Here is a 17,087-nt window from a genome sequence, read left to right on the forward strand (position 1 = left end):
GGGGCGTGACCGTACGCCTCCACGACTCCCGCGCCGCAGCCGTCGTCGACCTCGTCCCGCTGGTCGACGGACACGTGAGCATGTACGTGTGCGGTCCGACGGTGCAGTCGTCGCCGCACATCGGCCACCTGCGGTCCGCGCTGGTCTACGACATCTGGCGTCGCTGGCTGACCCACCGCGGGTACCGGGTGACCCTGGTGCGGAACGTCACCGACATCGACGACAAGGTCCTCGACCTGGCCGCCGGCACCGACGAGGAGTGGTTCGCCCGCGCCTACCGCGTCGAGCTTGAGTTCACCGCCGCGTACAACGCCCTCGGCATCCTGCCACCGACCTACGAGCCCCGTGCGACCGCGAGCGTGCCGCAGATGCACGAGATCATCCAGCGGCTGATCGACCGCGGACACGCGTACGCCGCCGACGACGGCTCGGGCGACGTCTACTTCGACACCGGCAGCTGGGCGGAGTACGGCGCACTGACCCGCCAGCGCCGTGAGGACATGGCCGAGGCCACCGACGCCGACCCGCGGGGCAAGCGTGATCCCCGCGACTTCGCCCTGTGGAAGGGTGCGAAGCCCGGCGAACCCTCGACCGCGAACTGGGACTCCCCGTGGGGTGCCGGACGCCCGGGGTGGCACATCGAGTGCTCCGCCATGTCCCGGCGCTACCTCGGACCCGCGTTCGACATCCACGGCGGCGGACTCGACCTGCGCTTCCCGCACCACGAGAACGAGCTCGCGCAGTCCACCGCCGCCGGCGACCCCTTCGCGTCGTACTGGCTGCACAACGGGCTGGTGACGGTCGAGGGGCAGAAGATGTCGAAGTCGCTCGGCAACTCGATCTTCGCCGCGGACTTCCTCGGCGCCGCTCGCCCTGCCGTCGTGCGGTACTTCCTCGGCGCCGCGCACTACCGCTCGGCGATCGACCACCACGAGGGCTCGCTGGCCGAGGCCGAGGCTGCGTACGACCGCATCGCCGGGTTCCTGGACCGCGCCGTCGAACGGCTGCAGGGCGTGCACCTGACCGACGCCCCGCGGGTGCCCGACGCGTTCGCCGAGGCGATGGACGACGACCTCTCGGTGCCCCAGGCCCTCGCCGTGCTGCACGAGACGGTGCGCGCCGGGAACGCCGCGCTCGACGCCGACGATGCGGAATCCCTCGGGACCGCGTACCATCAGGTGGCCGCGATGGTGGAGGTGCTCGGCATCGACCCGCGGGCCGCCCACTGGTCGGGCGGTGGCCAGGACGCCTCGGCGGGTCCGCTCGCCACCCTCGTCGAACGCCTCGTGCAGGAGCGCGCGGACGCCAGGGCCGCCCGGGACTTCGGGGCGGCAGACCGTGTGCGCGACGACCTCGCCGCAGCGGGCATCACGATCGAGGACACCCCGTCCGGAACACGCTGGAGCATCGCATGATCGAGGCCACCACAGGCCGTCCTTGCCGGAACAGGCTGGGACATCGCATGATCGAGGCCACCGCAGACCGATCCGGCCGGAACACGCTGGAGCATCGCCTGACAACGGCAGTGCCGAACAGGAGCTACGCATGAAGAACGTCTCGGGAAGCAAGAAGGGTCGGCCCGGCGCCGTCCGTTCCGGTCGGAAGGGCAACAAGCAGGTCGGCTCCGGCGGCCAGGGCGCACAGGCCCTCGAGGGTCGCAAGCCGACCCCGAAGGCCGAAGACCGTCCGTACCACCCCGCCGGCAAGCGCAAGGCAGCGAAGGACCGCTTCGAGGCGGCCAAGGGGCGCCACGGTGCCTCGTCGACGCCGCAGTCGCGCACCGGTCGGCCGCCGCAGCGCAAGACCGACGACAGTGAGCTCGTGACCGGGCGCAACTCGGTGCTCGAGGCGCTCCGCACGAAGACCCCCTCGTCGACGCTCTACATCGCGTCGCGCATCGAGGTCGACGACCGCGTCAAGGAGATCCTGGCGCTCGCGAACCACCGCGGTGTGCCGATCATCGAGCTGATGCGTCCCGAGCTCGATCGGATCACCGGCCACGACAGCGTGCACCAGGGCGTCGCGCTCAAGGTGCCCGCGTACCAGTACGCCGTCGCCGAGGACATCGTCGAGCAGGCGTTCTCGCGCGACCAGGTGCCGCTGCTCGTCGCGCTCGACGGCATCACCGACCCGCGCAACCTCGGTGCGATCATCCGCTCGACCGCGGCCTTCGGTGGACACGGCGTCATCGTGCCGCAGCGCCGTTCGGTCGGTGTGACGGCGTCGGCGTGGAAGACCTCGGCCGGTGCCGCGGCCCGCACGCCCGTCGCGATGGCCCCGAACCTGACGCAGACGCTCAAGTCGCTCAAGTCGATGGGCCTGTTCGTCCTCGGGCTGGACGGCGACGGCGACGTCGAGCTCGACGGCCTCGAGCTGGCCGACCGCCCGATCGTGATCGTCGTCGGCTCCGAGGGCAAGGGCCTGTCGCGCCTGGTGACCGAGACCTGCGACGCCATCGTGTCGATCCCGATCTCGAGCGCCACCGAGTCGTTGAACGCCGGCATCGCCGCGAGCGTCACCCTGTGGGAGGTCGCGCGGCGCCGTCGCTCCGCGTAGCCGCACGCACATCGTGAGCAGGAATGGTCGCCTCCCCACTCGGGAGGCGACCATTCCTGCTCACGGCGCCGGACGGGTCGGGCCGTGACGGTCTGGAGGACCGGCGCGGGTCTCCGGGACACGCGCCGCGCCTCCAGGCCGTCGCGTTCTCGACCCCCGAACGGTCAGGACACGTCGGATGGTGTCCGCCGACTGGTCACGAGCCGTCGCTGCGCGACGCCCCTGGCGACGGTCTGCGACCGGTCGACGTCCACCCGGCGGGGTGTCGTGACCGGCCGGCCGATGGGTCAGACGCCGGCGCGCCAGTCCTCGACGTCGTCGGACTCGTCCGCGTCGTCGTCGACGACCGGGATCGGCAGCGTCATCGACGAGGTCGGCGGGTTGATGAGCAGGCGCTCGTCACGACGGTGCCGCAGCACGTCGTTGATGTACGCGGTGGTGGCCTCGGGCAGCGAGACCGAGCGCTCCTCCTGCTGGGACATGAACCAGCGGTGCTCCAGGAGCTCGTGGAACACCTCGGCGGGTTCGAGCCGGCCGCGCAGGTCACGCGGGATCGAGCGGACGACGGGCTCGAAGACGCGCGAGACCCACTCGTGCGCCACCATCTCCTCGTCGAGTTCGTCGCGGCCGTTCCGCGCGCGGTAGGCGTCGAGGTCGTTGAGCAGACGACGGGCCTGGTTCTCGCCGGCGTCGAGCCCGGTGAGCCGGAGCAGGCGACGCTGGTGGTGCCCGGCGTCGACGACCTTCGGCTGGATCCGCACCTGCGAGCCGCCCTCGGTCGTGTGGATCGACAGCTCCTCGATGTCGAAGCCGAGCGCGTTGAGCCGTTCGACGCGGTCGTTGATCCGCCAGCGCTCCTTGACGTCGAACTGCTCGGTGCCCGTGAGCTCCTTCCAGAGCGTGCGGTACTGGGCGACGATGCGGTTCGAGACGTCCACCGGGTCGGCGTTCTCGTCGAGTCGGCCGCCCGCTTCGAGGTCGAGCAGCTCACCGGCGATGTTCACGCGCGCGACCTCGAGGTCGTTCTCGCGCTGGCCGTTCGACAGGCCGCCCGGGTAGAGCTTGCCCGTCTCGGCGTCGACCAGGTACGCCGCGAAGGCACCGGCGTCGCGGCGGAACAGCGTGTTCGAGAGCGAGACGTCGCCCCAGTAGAACCCGATGACGTGCAGGCGGACGAGCAGCAGCGCGAGCGCGTCGACCAGACGCGTGGCCGTCTCGGGCCGCAGTGTCTGCGAGTACAGCGCGCGGTAGGGCAGCGAGAACCGCAGGTGGCGCGTCACGAGCACGGGGTGCAGGGGTTCGCCGTCGGCGCTCACCCGGTTCGTGATGACCGCGACCGGGTCGACGCAGGGCACGTCCATCCGCTGCAGGGTGCGGAGCATGTCGTACTCGGCCCGCGCGACCTCCTCGCCCGTCTCCTTCACGGCGGCGACGTACCCGCTCAGGTGCACGAAGCGCACGAGGTGGCGGGAGATGCCCTTCGGCAGCGCGACGATCGCGTCGTCGGGCCAGTCCTCGAGGGGCAGGTCCCACGGCAGGTCGAGCAGGCCGGGGTCGACGGTCGCGGCGGTGATGGAGAGGGAGTCGGACACGGTGGGCTCCTGTGGTGCGGTGGTCTCACAGACGGGAGGCGCGGTGCCAGCTGGCACCGCGCCTCCTGTCTGCCTGTGCTCGCGCTACGCGCTGACGACGGCCTTGTCGTCGAGGCGCTCGCCCGACTCGGTGTCGAAGGCGTGCACGTGGCCCTGCTTGGGCGTGACGACGATCGTGTCACCGATCGACGGGTGCGAACGACCGTCGACGCGGGCGACGATGTCGACGCGCGAGCCGTTGACGTCGGCGTGACCGTAGAGGTAGCCGTCGGCGCCGAGCTCCTCGACCACGTCGACCGTGACGGGCAGGCCCTCGCCCGTCTGGGCGACGACGACGTCCTCGGGGCGGATGCCGACCGTGATCTGCGCGGCGCGGGCGTTCGACAGCGTGTCGCGGTCGAGCGGGTGGTTGAGCGTGCCGAACTTGATGCCGCCCTCGATGACGTCGGCGGGCAGCAGGTTCATGGCCGGCGAGCCGATGAAGCCGGCGACGAACACGTTGTTCGGCTTCTCGTACAGGTCGCGCGGCGTGCCGACCTGCTGCAGGATGCCGTCCTTGAGCACCGCGATGCGGTCACCCATGGTGAGGGCCTCGGTCTGGTCGTGCGTGACGTAGACCGTGGTGACACCGAGGCGACGCTGCAGCGAGGCGATCTGGGTGCGGGTCTGGACGCGGAGCTTGGCGTCGAGGTTCGACAGCGGCTCGTCCATGAGGAACACCTGCGGCTGGCGGACGATCGCGCGGCCCATCGCGACGCGCTGACGCTGACCACCGGAGAGCGCCTTCGGCTTGCGGCCGAGGTACTGCTCGAGGTCGAGGAGCTTGGCGGCCTCCTGCACGCGGGTGGCGCGCTCCTCCTTGCCGACGCCGGCGATCTTGAGCGCGAAGCCCATGTTCTCGGCGACGGTCATGTGCGGGTACAGCGCGTAGTTCTGGAACACCATCGCGATGTCGCGGTCCTTCGGCGGGACGTCCGTGACGTCGCGGTCGCCGATGCGGATCTGGCCGGAGTTGACCTCTTCGAGGCCGGCCAGCATGCGGAGCGAGGTGGACTTGCCGCAGCCCGAGGGGCCGACGAGGACGAGGAACTCGCCGTCGGCGACGTCCAGGTCGAGGGAGTCGACCGCGGGGCGGTTGCCGCCGGGGTAGAGACGGGTTGCCTTGTCATAGGTGACGGACGCCATGAGCGTTCGGTCCTTCCTTCACCGGCAGGTACGTGCCGGACGATCCGAGTGAAGCGGTTGCCCGTACGGGCCCCGGACGGTCGCCGTCGACCGTCGGGGTTCATACAACACGAGTTCACCCCGGTGCGCCAGTGTTTCCCCACCTGGTCGGCAGCCTCCCAGAGCGGCCCACTACAATCGGCGGGTCCGTCCGCGGAGCGGGGGAGCGCCGAGCGGACACCGATCAGGAGGACGACGCACCGATGACCAACCGCCCCGAGGGTGACGCCCGCGCCGCGCGGAACGAGCGCCGCGAAGCCGCCCGCCGACGAGCCCAGCGGGCCCGCACCCAGCAGAAGCGACGCCAGCGCGGCGTCCGGCTCGGCCTGCAGATCGGACTGGGGGTCGTGCTGCTGGCGGCGGCGACGATCGTCACGCTCGTGCTGGTCGACTCCGTGAAGCCCGCCGGCCCTGGTCCGACCTCCATGTCGCAGGGCGGCATCACCATCGGGCAGGACCTGGAGCCGGTGACGGCCGGGGCGTCCGCGACGCCGAGTGCCGGGGCGACCGACGGTGCCGGCACCGTCCGGATCTCGCTGTACGTCGACTACCTCTGCCCGGGTTGCCGTGCCTTCGAGGAGGCGAACGGCGAGTACATCCAGGACCTCGTCGACTCCGGCGCCGCCACCGTCGACATCCACCCCGTCGCGATCCTGTCCAACCGCTCGCAGGGCACGAAGTACGCGCTCCGTGCCGCGAACGCCGCGGCCTGCGTCGCCGAGCACTCGCCGAACCAGTTCTACGCGGTGAACCGCGCGCTCTTCGCGGCCCAGCCGGAGGAGGGCACGCCCGGCCTGACGGACGCCGAGCTCACCGACGTCGTGACCGGCGTGGACGGGCTGCAGGACCGCAGCGCGATCCGGGAGTGCATCGCCGACCAGGACTACGCCAAGTGGGTCGACGAGCAGACGACCGCCGTGACGGAGGGCGACATCCCCGGTTCTTCGCTCGACGAGTTCCCCGGTACCCCGCTGGTGCTCGTCAACGGGCAGCGCTACGAGCTGACCGAGCCCGTCACGAACGACGACTTCCGCACCTTCGTGGTGTCGGCGGCCGGCGCCACCGAGGCCACGCCGACGCCGACGCCGACCCCGAGCGCGACCCCGTCGCCCCGACCGACGAAGCGCTGATGCGCCGACGGGAGGCCCGGTGCCGGCTGGCACCGGGCCTCCCGTCGTCTCCGCCGGCTACAGGGCCGAGCCGGGGATGCTCAGGGTGTCGCAGCTGGTCGCACCCTGCTGGTAGCCGCGCAGGAACCACCGCTGGCGCTGCTCGCTCGACCCGTGGGTGAAGGAGTCCGGGTCGGCGCGGCCGGTCGCACGCTCCTGGATGCTGTCGTCGCCGACGGCGCTCGCGGCCGAGAGCGCGTCGGCGATCTCGGCCCGGGTGATCGGCTCGAAGAACGTCTGTCCGTCCGCGTCCTCGGTGGTCGCCGCGTCACCGACCCAGGCGCCGGCGTAGCAGTCGGCCTGCAGCTCGACCCGGACACTGCCCGAGTCCGCACCGGTGCCGGACCGGTCGGTCTGTGCGAAGGCGCCCTGCAGCTGCTGCACGTGGTGACCCCACTCGTGCGCGACGACGTACATCTGCGCCAGCGGGCCGCCGGACGACCCGTACTGCGACTGCAGGTCGTCGTAGAACGCGGTGTCCAGGTAGATCGCCCGGTCCGGCGGGCAGTAGAACGGGCCGGTCGCCGCCGAGGCCTGGCCGCACGAGGTGTCGGTCGAGTCCTGGAACAGGTAGAAGTCCGGCGTCGTGTAGGCGATGCCGAGCGACCGCGACTCGGAGGTCCAGTACTGGTCGAGCGACTCGGCGGCACCCTCCATGCGGCACTCGACCCGCTGGTTCGCGTCGCGGCCGGTCCGGCACTCGGGAGCCGCGTCGACGGCCTCGTCCCGCTGCGTGATCTGCGTCAGGTCGCCGCCGCCGACGATCCCGCTCAGGTCGAACCCGGTGAACTCCGCGATCAGGAACACCACGATGGCGCCCACCCCCACCGCGCCGCCGCCGACCGCGGCGGCCCGTCCGCGCCGCTTGACCTTGCCGCCGCCCAGCCGCGAGTCCTCGTTGAACGTCATGCCCTCGAACCTACCGACCAGCGGCCGCGCGTACCGTCGGGGGCGTCGACCACCCCGACACCTGTCGTACACCTGTCGGACAACCGGAAGGAACCGCACCATGGCCACCCCCATCAGCACCGTGATGAGCCCGCGCGCTACGTCCAGGGCAAGGACGCGATCACCCGCGTCGGCGAGTTCGTCGCCCCGATCGGCAAGCGGCCCCTGATCGTCGCCGACGACGTCGTCTGGGGCATCGTCGAGGCCGCCGTGTCCGAGAGCTTCCGTGCCGCCGACCTGCCCGTCGAGCGCGTCGGGTTCGGCCGGTTCGCCACGCCGGAGGCCGTCGACGAGCTCGTCGAGCACATCCGCGCGACGGACGCCGACGTCATCGTCGGGCTCGGTGGCGGTTCGGCCATCGACGCGGCGAAGGCCTCCGGCCACCTGGCCGGCATCCGCTGGGTCAGCGTGCCGACCGCGGCCTCGACCGACGCCCCGACGTCCGCGCTCGCCGTGATCTACTCCGCCGAGGGCGAGTTCCTGGAGTACCGCTTCTTCCCGCACAACCCCGACCTGGTGCTCATCGACACGAAGCTCGTCGCGAACGCGCCCGTGCAGTTCCTGGTCGCGGGCATCGGCGACGCCCTGGCCACCTGGGTCGAGGCCCGTGCCGCGAAGCGTGCGAACGCCGACACCATGGCCGGCGGGCTGCAGACCGAGACCGGCGTCGCGCTCGCCGAGCTGTCGTGGCGACTCCTGCACGAGAACGCCCTGCAGGCCATCGAGTCGGTCAAGGCCAAGGTCGTCACGCCGGCGCTCGAGAAGGTCGTCGAGGCGAACACGCTGCTGTCCGGGCTGGGCTTCGAGTCCGGCGGGCTCGCCGCCGCGCACGCCATCCACAACGGGCTGACCGCGGCCCCGCAGGCGCACGGTCTGGCACACGGGCAGAAGGTGAACATCGGCACGATCGCGCAGCTCGTGCTCGAGGGCGCCCCCGCCGAGGAGATCGAGGACTTCGTCGTCTTCACCACCAAGGTCGGTCTGCCGAACACGCTCACCGAGATCGGCCTGACGGTCGACGACCGCGACGTGCTCCGTGCCGTGGCCGAGGCGGCGACGGTCGAGGGCGAGACCATCCACAACATGCCGTTCCCGGTGACGCCCGAAGCCGTGGTCGACGCACTCGTCGCCATCGAGGGCATCGCGCGCAGCATCCGTGCCGAGCACGGCCTGCCGGAGCCGGTGCGGTACGAGCACCACTGACCGGACGGCGCCCCGACACGTGCGGGTCAGGTGCGGATCAGCGGCTCCGTCGTCGCCAGGTCCGCACCGATCCCCACGTCGACGAGCTCGATGCGTCCGGCGAGGGTGGCGGCCGGTCCGGTCAGCAGGCCGGCCTTCACCCCGCCGAACGTGACGGTGACGTCGGCGTGCAGCACGTGGTCGTCCGCGACGCCGCCGGTGTCGACGTCGATGCCGCTCGGCACGTCCACCGCGACGACGAACGGCGCCCGCTGGTCCCGCGCGAGCTCGCGGATCGCGTCGACGACCTCACGCCCGGGGGACCGCAGCGCGGCCGCACCCCGGACGCCGATCCCGAGGATCCCGTCGAGCACCAGGTCCGCCTCGAGCGCCGCCTCGGTCGTCAGGTCCGCCAGGCGGTCGCCGTCGCTCCGGCCCGCGGCCCGCAGGATGTCGGCCGCCCCGCCAGGCCCGGCTGCGTCGGACGGGCCGCCCAGGAGGCGCGCCCCGGCGTCCAGCGCCGCTGCCAGGCCCGCCTCGTGGACACGCGAGCCGACGCGGACCACCGCAACGTGCCTCCCGTCCGCCGCCAGACGCGCAGCCGCGAACAGGGCGTCACCACCGTTGTCGCCACTGCCCGCCAGCACGAGCACGGACCCGGGGCCGTCGCCCGGCCGCACGGCCGGGTCGTCGAGCAGGTCGCCGACGATGCGGGCGAGGCCGTCCGCGGCCCGCTGCATGAGCGGTTCTCCCGCATCGAGGTGGGGGCGTTCCGCCGCCCGGATCTGATCGCCGCCGTAGCCGTCCATGCCGACCACAGTGCCCCGGTACGCTGGAGAGGACATGTCACTCGTCCCCGAAGCGCCGCGCCCCCGGTTCGTGATGTCGCCCGACGGGCTGCGACTCGCCACCTACGACTTCGGTGACCCGGACGCCCCGGCCGTGGTCGCGGTGCACGGCTTCGCCTCCGGCGCGGTGCTCAACTGGCACGCCTCGGGCTGGACCCGTGACCTCGTCCGCGCCGGCTACCGGGTGCTGGCCCTCGACCAGCGCGGCCACGGGGCGAGCGCGAAGCCGCACGACCCGGGTGCGTACTCGATGGAGCTGCTCGTCGCCGACGTGACGACGGTCATCGACACCTACCTGCTCGACGACGCCGCGTTCCTCGGGTACTCGCTCGGCGCCCGCGTCGGCTGGCACACCGCCGAACAGCTGCCCGGACGCATCTCGCGGGCGGTGCTCGGCGGGATCCCGGACGCCGACCCGATGCGCCGGGTCCGCGTCGACCAGGCGAAGGCGTACATCTCTGACGGCACCCCCGTCGAGGACCGTGTCACGAACGGCTACCTGACGATGGCGGCGAACGTCGAGGGCAACGACCTCGGCGCGCTCGTGGCGATGGTCGAGGGGATGCGGGACAGCATCGAACCCACCCCGCAGAACGCCCCGGCGCAACCGCTCCTGATGGCCGCCGGCAGCGAGGACGGCATCCGCGACAGCGCGGTCCGGCTCGCCGAGGCGGCACCGGACGCCACGTTCTTCGAGATCCCCGCGCGCAACCACTTCAACGCGCCGACCTCCCGGGCCTTCCGGCAGGAGGCGCTGCGGTTCCTGTCCGCCGCACGCTGACGGGTACTGCTGGGTCCTCGTTGTCCCGGGCGGTCGCGCGTACCGTCCCCGCCATGGACTACAGACTCCTCGGCAACAGCGGGACATCGGTGTCGACGCTGACCCTCGGCACCATGACGTTCGGCAGCGAAGCCGACGAACCCACCTCACACGCGATCCTCGACGCCTTCGTGGCAGCCGGTGGCACGCTCGTCGACACGGCGGACGTGTACTCCGGCAACGAGTCCGAGCGGATCATCGGCCGCTGGCTCGCGGCACACCCCACCGAGGCGGCGCAGGTCGTCCTCGCCACCAAGGGCCGGTTCCCCCAGGGCGACGGCCCGAACGACCTCGGGCTGTCGCGGCGCCACCTGCGGGTCGCCCTCGACGCCTCGCTCGAGCGGCTCGGTGTCGACCACATCGACCTGTACCAGATGCACGCGTGGGACGCCCTGACCCCGATCGACGAGACCCTGCGGTTCCTCGACGACGCCGTCTCCGCCGGCAAGATCGGCACCTACGGGTTCTCGAACTACCTGGGCTACCAGGTCACGAAGGCCGTGTACGAGGCGAAGGCCCACGGCTGGGCACCGCCCGTCACCCTGCAGCCGCAGTACAACCTGCTCGTCCGCGACATCGAGCACGAGGTCGTGCCCGCCTGCCTGGACGCCGGGATCGGCCTGCTGCCCTGGTCGCCCCTGGCCGGCGGCTGGCTCTCCGGCAAGTACCAGCGCGACGAGGCCCCGACCGGCGCGACCCGCCTGGGCGAGAACCCGCAGCGCGGCATGGAGGCGTGGGAGGCCCGCAACGGCGACGAGCGCACGTGGGAGGTGCTCGACGCGGTCTCCGAGGTCGCCGACGCGCACGGCGCCTCGAAGTCGCAGGTCGCCCTCGCCTGGCTGCTCGCCCGGCCCGCGGTGACGAGCGTCATCCTGGGCGTCCGCACGCTGTCGCAGCTCGAGGACAACCTCGGCGCCGCCGACCTCGTGCTCACCGACGACGAGCTCGCACGCCTGACCGACGCCAGCGCACCGCGCATCGACGACTACCCCTACGGCACCGCCGGGGTGGCGCAGCGGGAGCGGAAGATCACCGGCGGACGCTGACGTTCATGCAGATCGTGCGGATTCCCGCGGATCTGGGCTCCGGGTGTGGACGCGCGGTCGGTGAGGTGTCATCCTCGACGCACGACCGGCTGGTTACCGTGTCCAGCGCCCGGAACGCTCCCTGATCCGCGTTCCGTGTGCCGATGCCCCGGGCGAGATCTCGCCCGGGGCATCGCTCCGTGTGGGGCCGGCAGCGGGACTCGAACCCGCAACCCCCGTATTACAAGTACGGTGCGCTACCAATTGCGCCATGCCGGCTGACGCCGCTCATCCTACCGGTGAGGGCGTCGGGGCCCAGCCGGACTACTCGGCGGCCTTCTCCGAGAAGTTCAGCGAGATCGAGTTCATGCAGTACCGGTCACCGGTCGGGGTGCCGAACCCGTCGGGGAACACGTGGCCCAGGTGCGAGCCGCAGTTCGCGCACCGGACCTCGGTGCGGGCCATGCCGAGGGAGTTGTCCTCGAGCAGCTGCACCGCGTCCGGGTCGACCGACTCGTAGAACGACGGCCAGCCGCAGCCGGAGTCGAACTTCGTGCCGCTCTTGAACAGCTCCGCACCGCAGGCCGCACAGGTGTAGACGCCGGCGCGCTCCTCGTCGAGGAGTTCACCGGTCCACGGCCGTTCGGTCCCCGCCTGGCGGAGGACGGCGTACTGGTCCGGGGAGAGCTCCTCGCGCCACTGGGCGTCGGACTTGTCGACGTTGTATGCCATTGCTTCCTCCTGCTTCCGGCCGGGCTCTTCCGGGCACTCCCGACCACTTCAGTAAACTCGCCGCGATGTCCGAGCATTCCGTGCGCCACGCCCGCTGGACCCGTCTGACGACGGACGAACTGTACGGCATCGTCGTGCTCCGCAACCGCGTCTTCGCGCTCGAGCAGCGGGTGACCGCCGAGGACTTCGACGGTCGCGACCGCGAACCCGACACCGAGCACTGGTGGTTCGGCACCGACACGCGAGCGGTTGGGTACCTGCGCCTCATCCGGCCGGCAGCGGACGAGGTCCACCCGGACGGCTCCGCGCCCCCGGCCTGGGTGGTCGGCCGGGTCGCGACCCACCCCGACCACCGAGGGCAGGGCATCGCCGGTCGGCTCGTCGCCGCGGTGATCGCGGCCCACGGACACGAGCCGATCGTGCTCCACGCCCAGGAGTACGTGGCCGCCCTGTACGAACGGCACGGCTTCGTGCGCTTCGGGGACCCGTACGACGAGGCCGGCATCCGCCACGTCGGCATGCACCGGCCCGGACGCTGATGGACACCAAGACCCGGTACGCCGCCTACGCCGACCGCATCGAACCGGTCTCGCCGTCGTACGCGGCCTGGGCACGGTCGCTCGACGACGCCCTCGTCGCGCTCCTCGCCGAGGTCCCCGAGCAGCAGCGGCAGCCGGAACTGTTCTTCGCGGTCGCGCGGCGGCTGGGCGCGGATCCGTCGGACCCGGGTGCGCTGCGCGCGCTCGGCCGGGAGGCCCGCCCCGCGGTGGTCACGGCCCTCGCCTCCGCCACGGTGCAGGCCAACGACCCGCGGCGGCTCGCCCCGGTCGTCCCGCTGTTCGCGGCGCTCGCCGCACGCTCCGCGCGTCCGCTCGGCCTGGTCGACGCGGGCGCCGCCGCCGGGCTGTGCTCGATCCCGGACCGGGTGACCCTGGACTACCGGGTGCCCGACGCTATGACGGTGCAGGACCGCGCCCCGGTGCGGTCGTCGCGCCCCGACCCTGCGGGGCGCGACGACGGCAGCGGGGCGCAGGTCGAGGTCGTCCGGATGCACACGGCGCCGGAGGGCCCCTCGATCCGACTCGTCGCCGACGCCTCCGGGGCCGTACCCGCGCCGGCGAGCGCACCGATCACCATCGGTGCGCGGGTGGCGCTCGACCCGAACCCGATCGACCTCGCCGCACCGGGCGCGTTCGACCGGGTGGTCGAGGCCGTCCCGCCCGAGGCGACGGACCGCACCGCCCTGATGCGCGAGGCGGCGCGTGCGACGCTCGCCGGGCCTCCCCTGCGGATCCGGGGCACGCTGCCCGGTGACCTCGACCGCGCGCTGGACGCCCTGCCGGACGACGTCGAGCCGGTCGTCCTGACCACCGGGACCCTGGTGTACGTGCCGGGCGCCGACCGGCAGCGGGTCGTGGACCGGCTCCGCGAGCGGGGCGCGCACTGGATCGCGCTCGAACGCACCGGCATCCTGACCGGGGTCGCCGCGACGCTGCCCGACGACGTCGACGCGTCGGATCCGGACGCGTTCGCCACCGCGTCGCTCGACGGTGTCGCGACCGCGGTCTCCGACGCGTTCGGCACCCGGGTGCGGTGGCTGCGCGACCCGGACCGCTGAGCGGTGTTCGCGACAGTCCAGCGGCGTGCCAGGGTCCGGCTCGCCTCCGCCCCTACGATGTGCGAGACCCGTTCCCCGACCGCGATCGGAACCGCAGTGACCGCCAGCCCCACCGACGAGCACGGCACGGCCCAGCTGACCGAGCTGGACAAGCACGTGCTGTCGTTCGAGCACGACCGGGCGCGGCACGACCGGACGAAGGAAGCGGAGATCCGGGTCGAGTTCGAGATGTCGGCGGCGCGCTACTACCAGGTGCTCAACCGCGTGATCGACTCGCCGGCGGCGCTCGCGTACGACCCGCAGCTCGTCACCCGGCTGCAGCGGCTGCGGCATGCACGCACCAGCGCCCGGGCCACGCGCAGCTTCGTCGCGCCCGGAGCGGCACCCGAAGGACGTGAAGAGGAACGATGAGCACGAGATTCCCCCGAGACCGGTTCGACGACGTCACCGACGGGCCGCGGGTCGGCGCACACCGCGGCGCCCAGCGTCGTGGGCGTGGCTGGATCGCGTTCGCGTGGGCGGCCCTGGCCACCGGTGTGCTCGTCGGCATCGGCGTGCTCGTGCTCGCACTGCTGAACGGCAGCTACTCGTTCACCGGGTCGGACTCCCCGTCGGCCAGCAGCTCGGCCACGTCGAAGCCGTCGTCGTCGGCGAGCTCGGAGCCGTCGCGGTCCTCGTCGGGTGGTGCCGATGCCGGTTCCGGTTCGGCGGACGCCGGGGGAGCAGCCGCCGCGACGCCGCAGCAGCAGGGGGCGACCACCGTCGTCGTCCTGAACGGCACGACCACCTCGGGCCTCGCGGCGCGGGCGAGCGCCACGTTGACCGGTGCGGGCTGGCAGGTCGCGTCGACCGGGGACGCCGGCACGACGGGGTCGACCTCGACGATCGTGTACTACCAGCAGGCGTCGCAGGCAGCGGTCGCGCAGGGCGTCGCGAAGCAGCTCGGTGTCACGGCGGTGCAGCAGTCGGCGGCCTTCCCGAACGCCGACGTGAGCGTCGTCCTCGGCGCCGACTACACCGGCTGAGCGGTCGTCGCGCCCGGCTCTGCCCCGGTTTGTGTGACGACTGTGTTTCGATCTCGTTGATTTCTGTCGGAATCGACGTGAAAGAACGTCACACCTCTTGCCTGATCGGTCGTGTTCGGTCAGAGTCCCATGCAGACGACGATCACGTCGTTCCGCACTGCAGTACCAGGGAGCAAGAGATCATGGCCAACGGAACCGTGAAGTGGTTCAACGCTGAAAAGGGCTTCGGCTTCATCACCGTGGATGGAGGAGGCCAGGACGTGTTCGTGCACTACTCGGCCATCGACATGTCGGGTTACAAGGTCCTCGAGGAGGGCCAGGCGGTCGTCTTCGACGTCGGCACCGGGTCGAAGGGCCCGCAGGCCGAGTCGGTCCGTCCCGCCTGAGCGCGACCACTTCGCGAACGCGCCGTCCCCGAGGGGCGGCGCGTTCGTCATGTGCGGGCGGCGCGCCCGTGGTGCGTCGGCGGCGCGCCTGCGGTGCGCGGGGACCGCGTGCGCCGCGTGGGTTGGTGGAGCCGCAGTGCTCGGGGCGTGACGCGTCCTGGGAAGTCGTCACGAGCCTCCCGACTGTGTTGCACTCACACCCGGCGAGTGCCAGAATCGGCGTTGGCACTCGCTCACGCTGAGTGCCAGCACGACCCCCATGACGACGTCCGGGAGGGACGAAAACTCACATGGCTAAGATCATTGCTTTCGACGAGGAGGCCCGCCGTGGCCTCGAGCGCGGCCTGAACCAGCTGGCCGACGCCGTGAAGGTGACGCTCGGCCCGCGCGGCCGCAACGTCGTCCTCGAGAAGAAGTGGGGCGCCCCCACGATCACGAACGACGGTGTCTCCATCGCCAAGGAGATCGAGCTCGACGACCCGTACGAGAAGATCGGTGCGGAGCTCGTCAAGGAGGTCGCCAAGAAGACCGACGACGTCGCCGGTGACGGTACGACCACCGCGACCGTGCTCGCCCAGGCGCTCGTCCGCGAGGGCCTCCGCAACGTCGCCGCCGGTGCCGACCCCGTGTCGCTCAAGCGCGGCATCGAGAAGGCCGTCGCCGCCGTCTCCGACCAGCTTCTCGCCAACGCGAAGGACATCGAGACCAAGGACCAGATCGCCGCGACCGCGTCGATCTCGGCCGCTGACCCGACCATCGGCGCGCTCATCGCCGAGGCCATCGACAAGGTCGGCAAGGAAGGTGTCGTCACCGTCGAGGAGTCGAACACCTTCGGCACCGAGCTCGAGCTGACCGAGGGCATGCGCTTCGACAAGGGCTACCTGTCGCAGTACTTCGTCACCGACCCCGAGCGTCAGGAAGCCGTCTTCGAGGACGCCTACATCCTGATCGTCAACTCGAAGATCTCGAACATCAAGGACCTCCTGCCGGTCGTCGACAAGGTGATCCAGGCGGGCAAGCAGCTCCTGATCATCGCCGAGGACGTCGACGGCGAGGCCCTGGCCACGCTCGTCGTGAACAAGATCCGCGGCATCTTCAAGTCCGTCGCCGTCAAGGCTCCGGGCTTCGGTGACCGTCGCAAGGCCATGCTGCAGGACATCGCGATCCTCACCGGCGGCCAGGTCATCTCGGAAGAGGTCGGCCTCAAGCTCGAGAACGCGACGCTCGACCTGCTCGGTCGTGCCCGCAAGGTCGTCATCACCAAGGACGAGACCACGATCGTCGAGGGTGCCGGCGACGCCGAGCAGATCGCCGGCCGTGTCCGCCAGATCCGTTCCGAGATCGAGGCGACCGACTCCGACTACGACCGCGAGAAGCTCCAGGAGCGCCTCGCCAAGCTCGCCGGTGGCGTCGCCGTCATCAAGGCGGGTGCCGCGACCGAGGTCGAGCTCAAGGAGCGCAAGCACCGCATCGAGGACGCCGTCCGCAACGCGAAGGCTGCCGTCGAGGAGGGCATCGTCGCCGGTGGTGGCGTCGCGCTCATCCAGGCCGGTGCCGTGGCGCTCGAGTCTCTCGAGCTCGAGGGCGACGAGGCGACCGGTGCGAACATCGTCCGCGTCGCGATCGACGCGCCGCTCAAGCAGATCGCGCTGAACGCCGGTCTCGAGCCGGGTGTCGTCGCCGCCAAGGTCCGCGAGCTCGAGTCGGGTTGGGGCCTCAACGCCGCGACCGGCGAGTACGTCGACCTGATCGCCGCCGGCATCATCGACCCCGCCAAGGTCACGCGCTCGGCGCTGCAGAACGCTGCGTCGATCGCCGGTCTGTTCCTGACCACCGAGGCCGTCGTCGCCGACAAGCCGGAGAAGACCCCGGCCATGCCGGCCGGCGACCCGACGGGTGGCATGGACTTCTAGTCCGTCCTGACGGCAAGGGCCCTCGTACGCTGCGCGTGCGGGGGCCCTT

Annotated in this window: 17 protein-coding genes and 1 tRNA gene; 12 read left to right on the forward strand and 6 right to left on the reverse strand. The window is 71.6% G+C overall.

Translation table 11 applies throughout. The features are described 5' to 3' along the window. Positions 1 to 5 precede the first annotated feature (5 nt). Both cysS and rlmB read left to right on the forward strand, forming a co-directional pair. Positions 6 to 1,415: a cysteine--tRNA ligase gene (gene cysS / locus LEL83_RS04335; protein ID WP_225557906.1), complete on the forward strand. Its 1,410-nt coding sequence runs from the start codon at positions 6 to 8 to the stop codon at positions 1,413 to 1,415. A 130-nt stretch (positions 1,416 to 1,545) separates the two neighbouring features. Further along, positions 1,546 to 2,556 carry a 23S rRNA (guanosine(2251)-2'-O)-methyltransferase RlmB gene (gene rlmB / locus LEL83_RS04340; RefSeq protein WP_198656860.1) on the forward strand — a complete coding sequence of 337 codons (1,011 nt, stop codon included), beginning with the start codon at positions 1,546 to 1,548 and terminating at the stop codon, positions 2,554 to 2,556. A gap of 287 nt (positions 2,557 to 2,843) precedes the next feature. Here the strand turns inward: rlmB and LEL83_RS04345 are convergent, their stop codons facing one another. Both LEL83_RS04345 and LEL83_RS04350 read right to left on the reverse strand, forming a co-directional pair. Next, the gene (locus LEL83_RS04345; protein ID WP_198656859.1) at positions 2,844 to 4,148 is read right to left on the reverse strand and encodes a DUF4032 domain-containing protein; all 1,305 of its coding nucleotides are present in this window, start codon (positions 4,146 to 4,148) and stop codon (positions 2,844 to 2,846) included. Positions 4,149 to 4,232: 84 nt separating this feature from the next. Continuing rightward, positions 4,233 to 5,333, reverse strand: a complete 1,101-nt coding sequence (locus tag LEL83_RS04350; RefSeq protein ID WP_198656858.1) for an ABC transporter ATP-binding protein — start codon at positions 5,331 to 5,333, stop codon at positions 4,233 to 4,235. A 242-nt stretch (positions 5,334 to 5,575) separates the two neighbouring features. On the opposite strand from LEL83_RS04350, the gene LEL83_RS04355 reads away from it, so the two are divergent. Continuing rightward, positions 5,576 to 6,502 carry a DsbA family protein gene (locus LEL83_RS04355; RefSeq protein WP_225557907.1) on the forward strand — a complete coding sequence of 309 codons (927 nt, stop codon included), beginning with the start codon at positions 5,576 to 5,578 and terminating at the stop codon, positions 6,500 to 6,502. Between the two features lie 57 nt (positions 6,503 to 6,559). On the opposite strand, the gene ypfJ is transcribed toward LEL83_RS04355, so the two are convergent. Next, positions 6,560 to 7,450 carry a KPN_02809 family neutral zinc metallopeptidase gene (ypfJ, locus tag LEL83_RS04360; protein WP_225557917.1) on the reverse strand — a complete coding sequence of 297 codons (891 nt, stop codon included), beginning with the start codon at positions 7,448 to 7,450 and terminating at the stop codon, positions 6,560 to 6,562. Between the two features lie 159 nt (positions 7,451 to 7,609). Here ypfJ and LEL83_RS04365 point away from each other — a divergent pair, with 159 nt between their 5' ends. Further along, positions 7,610 to 8,692 carry a glycerol dehydrogenase gene (locus LEL83_RS04365; RefSeq protein ID WP_308009869.1) on the forward strand — a complete coding sequence of 361 codons (1,083 nt, stop codon included), beginning with the start codon at positions 7,610 to 7,612 and terminating at the stop codon, positions 8,690 to 8,692. A gap of 26 nt (positions 8,693 to 8,718) precedes the next feature. On the opposite strand, the gene LEL83_RS04370 is transcribed toward LEL83_RS04365, so the two are convergent. Continuing rightward, positions 8,719 to 9,516: an NAD(P)H-hydrate epimerase gene (locus LEL83_RS04370; protein ID WP_225557908.1), complete on the reverse strand. Its 798-nt coding sequence runs from the start codon at positions 9,514 to 9,516 to the stop codon at positions 8,719 to 8,721. Between LEL83_RS04370 and LEL83_RS04375 the strand changes: the two genes are divergently transcribed. Then, positions 9,515 to 10,300 (forward strand): alpha/beta fold hydrolase, encoded by a 786-nt coding sequence (locus LEL83_RS04375; RefSeq protein ID WP_225557909.1) that lies wholly within the window; start codon positions 9,515 to 9,517, stop codon positions 10,298 to 10,300. The genes LEL83_RS04370 and LEL83_RS04375 overlap by 2 nt on opposite strands. A gap of 53 nt (positions 10,301 to 10,353) precedes the next feature. Next, positions 10,354 to 11,385 carry an aldo/keto reductase gene (locus LEL83_RS04380; protein WP_198656853.1) on the forward strand — a complete coding sequence of 344 codons (1,032 nt, stop codon included), beginning with the start codon at positions 10,354 to 10,356 and terminating at the stop codon, positions 11,383 to 11,385. Positions 11,386 to 11,567: 182 nt separating this feature from the next. Here the strand turns inward: LEL83_RS04380 and LEL83_RS04385 are convergent. Continuing rightward, positions 11,568 to 11,643: transfer RNA gene (locus tag LEL83_RS04385), tRNA-Thr, on the reverse strand. A gap of 45 nt (positions 11,644 to 11,688) precedes the next feature. Further along, positions 11,689 to 12,096, reverse strand: a complete 408-nt coding sequence (gene msrB / locus LEL83_RS04390; RefSeq protein ID WP_225557910.1) for a peptide-methionine (R)-S-oxide reductase MsrB — start codon at positions 12,094 to 12,096, stop codon at positions 11,689 to 11,691. A 65-nt stretch (positions 12,097 to 12,161) separates the two neighbouring features. Between msrB and LEL83_RS04395 the strand changes: the two genes are divergently transcribed. The 6 genes from LEL83_RS04395 to groL all read left to right on the forward strand — a co-directional run bounded on the left by LEL83_RS04395 (position 12,162) and on the right by groL (position 17,038). Beyond that, entirely contained in the window at positions 12,162 to 12,635 is a 474-nt protein-coding gene (locus LEL83_RS04395) for a GNAT family N-acetyltransferase (protein ID WP_225557911.1), read from the forward strand. Beyond that, complete coding sequence (locus tag LEL83_RS04400; protein ID WP_225557912.1) at positions 12,635 to 13,714, forward strand: DUF2332 family protein; 1,080 nt, start codon at positions 12,635 to 12,637, stop codon at positions 13,712 to 13,714. Before LEL83_RS04395 ends, LEL83_RS04400 begins: the two co-directional genes overlap by 1 nt. Before the next feature lie 96 nt (positions 13,715 to 13,810). Continuing rightward, on the forward strand, positions 13,811 to 14,125 hold the full coding sequence (locus LEL83_RS04405) for a DUF3263 domain-containing protein (RefSeq protein WP_225557913.1): 315 nt from the start codon (positions 13,811 to 13,813) through the stop codon (positions 14,123 to 14,125). Further along, complete coding sequence (locus tag LEL83_RS04410) at positions 14,122 to 14,739, forward strand: LytR C-terminal domain-containing protein (RefSeq protein WP_198656848.1); 618 nt, start codon at positions 14,122 to 14,124, stop codon at positions 14,737 to 14,739. The genes LEL83_RS04405 and LEL83_RS04410 overlap by 4 nt, the downstream gene beginning before the upstream one ends. Before the next feature lie 182 nt (positions 14,740 to 14,921). Then, positions 14,922 to 15,125, forward strand: a complete 204-nt coding sequence (locus LEL83_RS04415; RefSeq protein ID WP_017888049.1) for a cold-shock protein — start codon at positions 14,922 to 14,924, stop codon at positions 15,123 to 15,125. Between the two features lie 290 nt (positions 15,126 to 15,415). Next, positions 15,416 to 17,038, forward strand: a complete 1,623-nt coding sequence (gene groL, locus LEL83_RS04420; RefSeq protein ID WP_198656847.1) for a chaperonin GroEL — start codon at positions 15,416 to 15,418, stop codon at positions 17,036 to 17,038. Positions 17,039 to 17,087: the final 49 nt, after the last annotated feature.

The sequence above is a fragment of the Curtobacterium oceanosedimentum genome (genome assembly GCF_020297365.1).
Taxonomy (GTDB): Bacteria; Actinomycetota; Actinomycetes; order Actinomycetales; family Microbacteriaceae; genus Curtobacterium.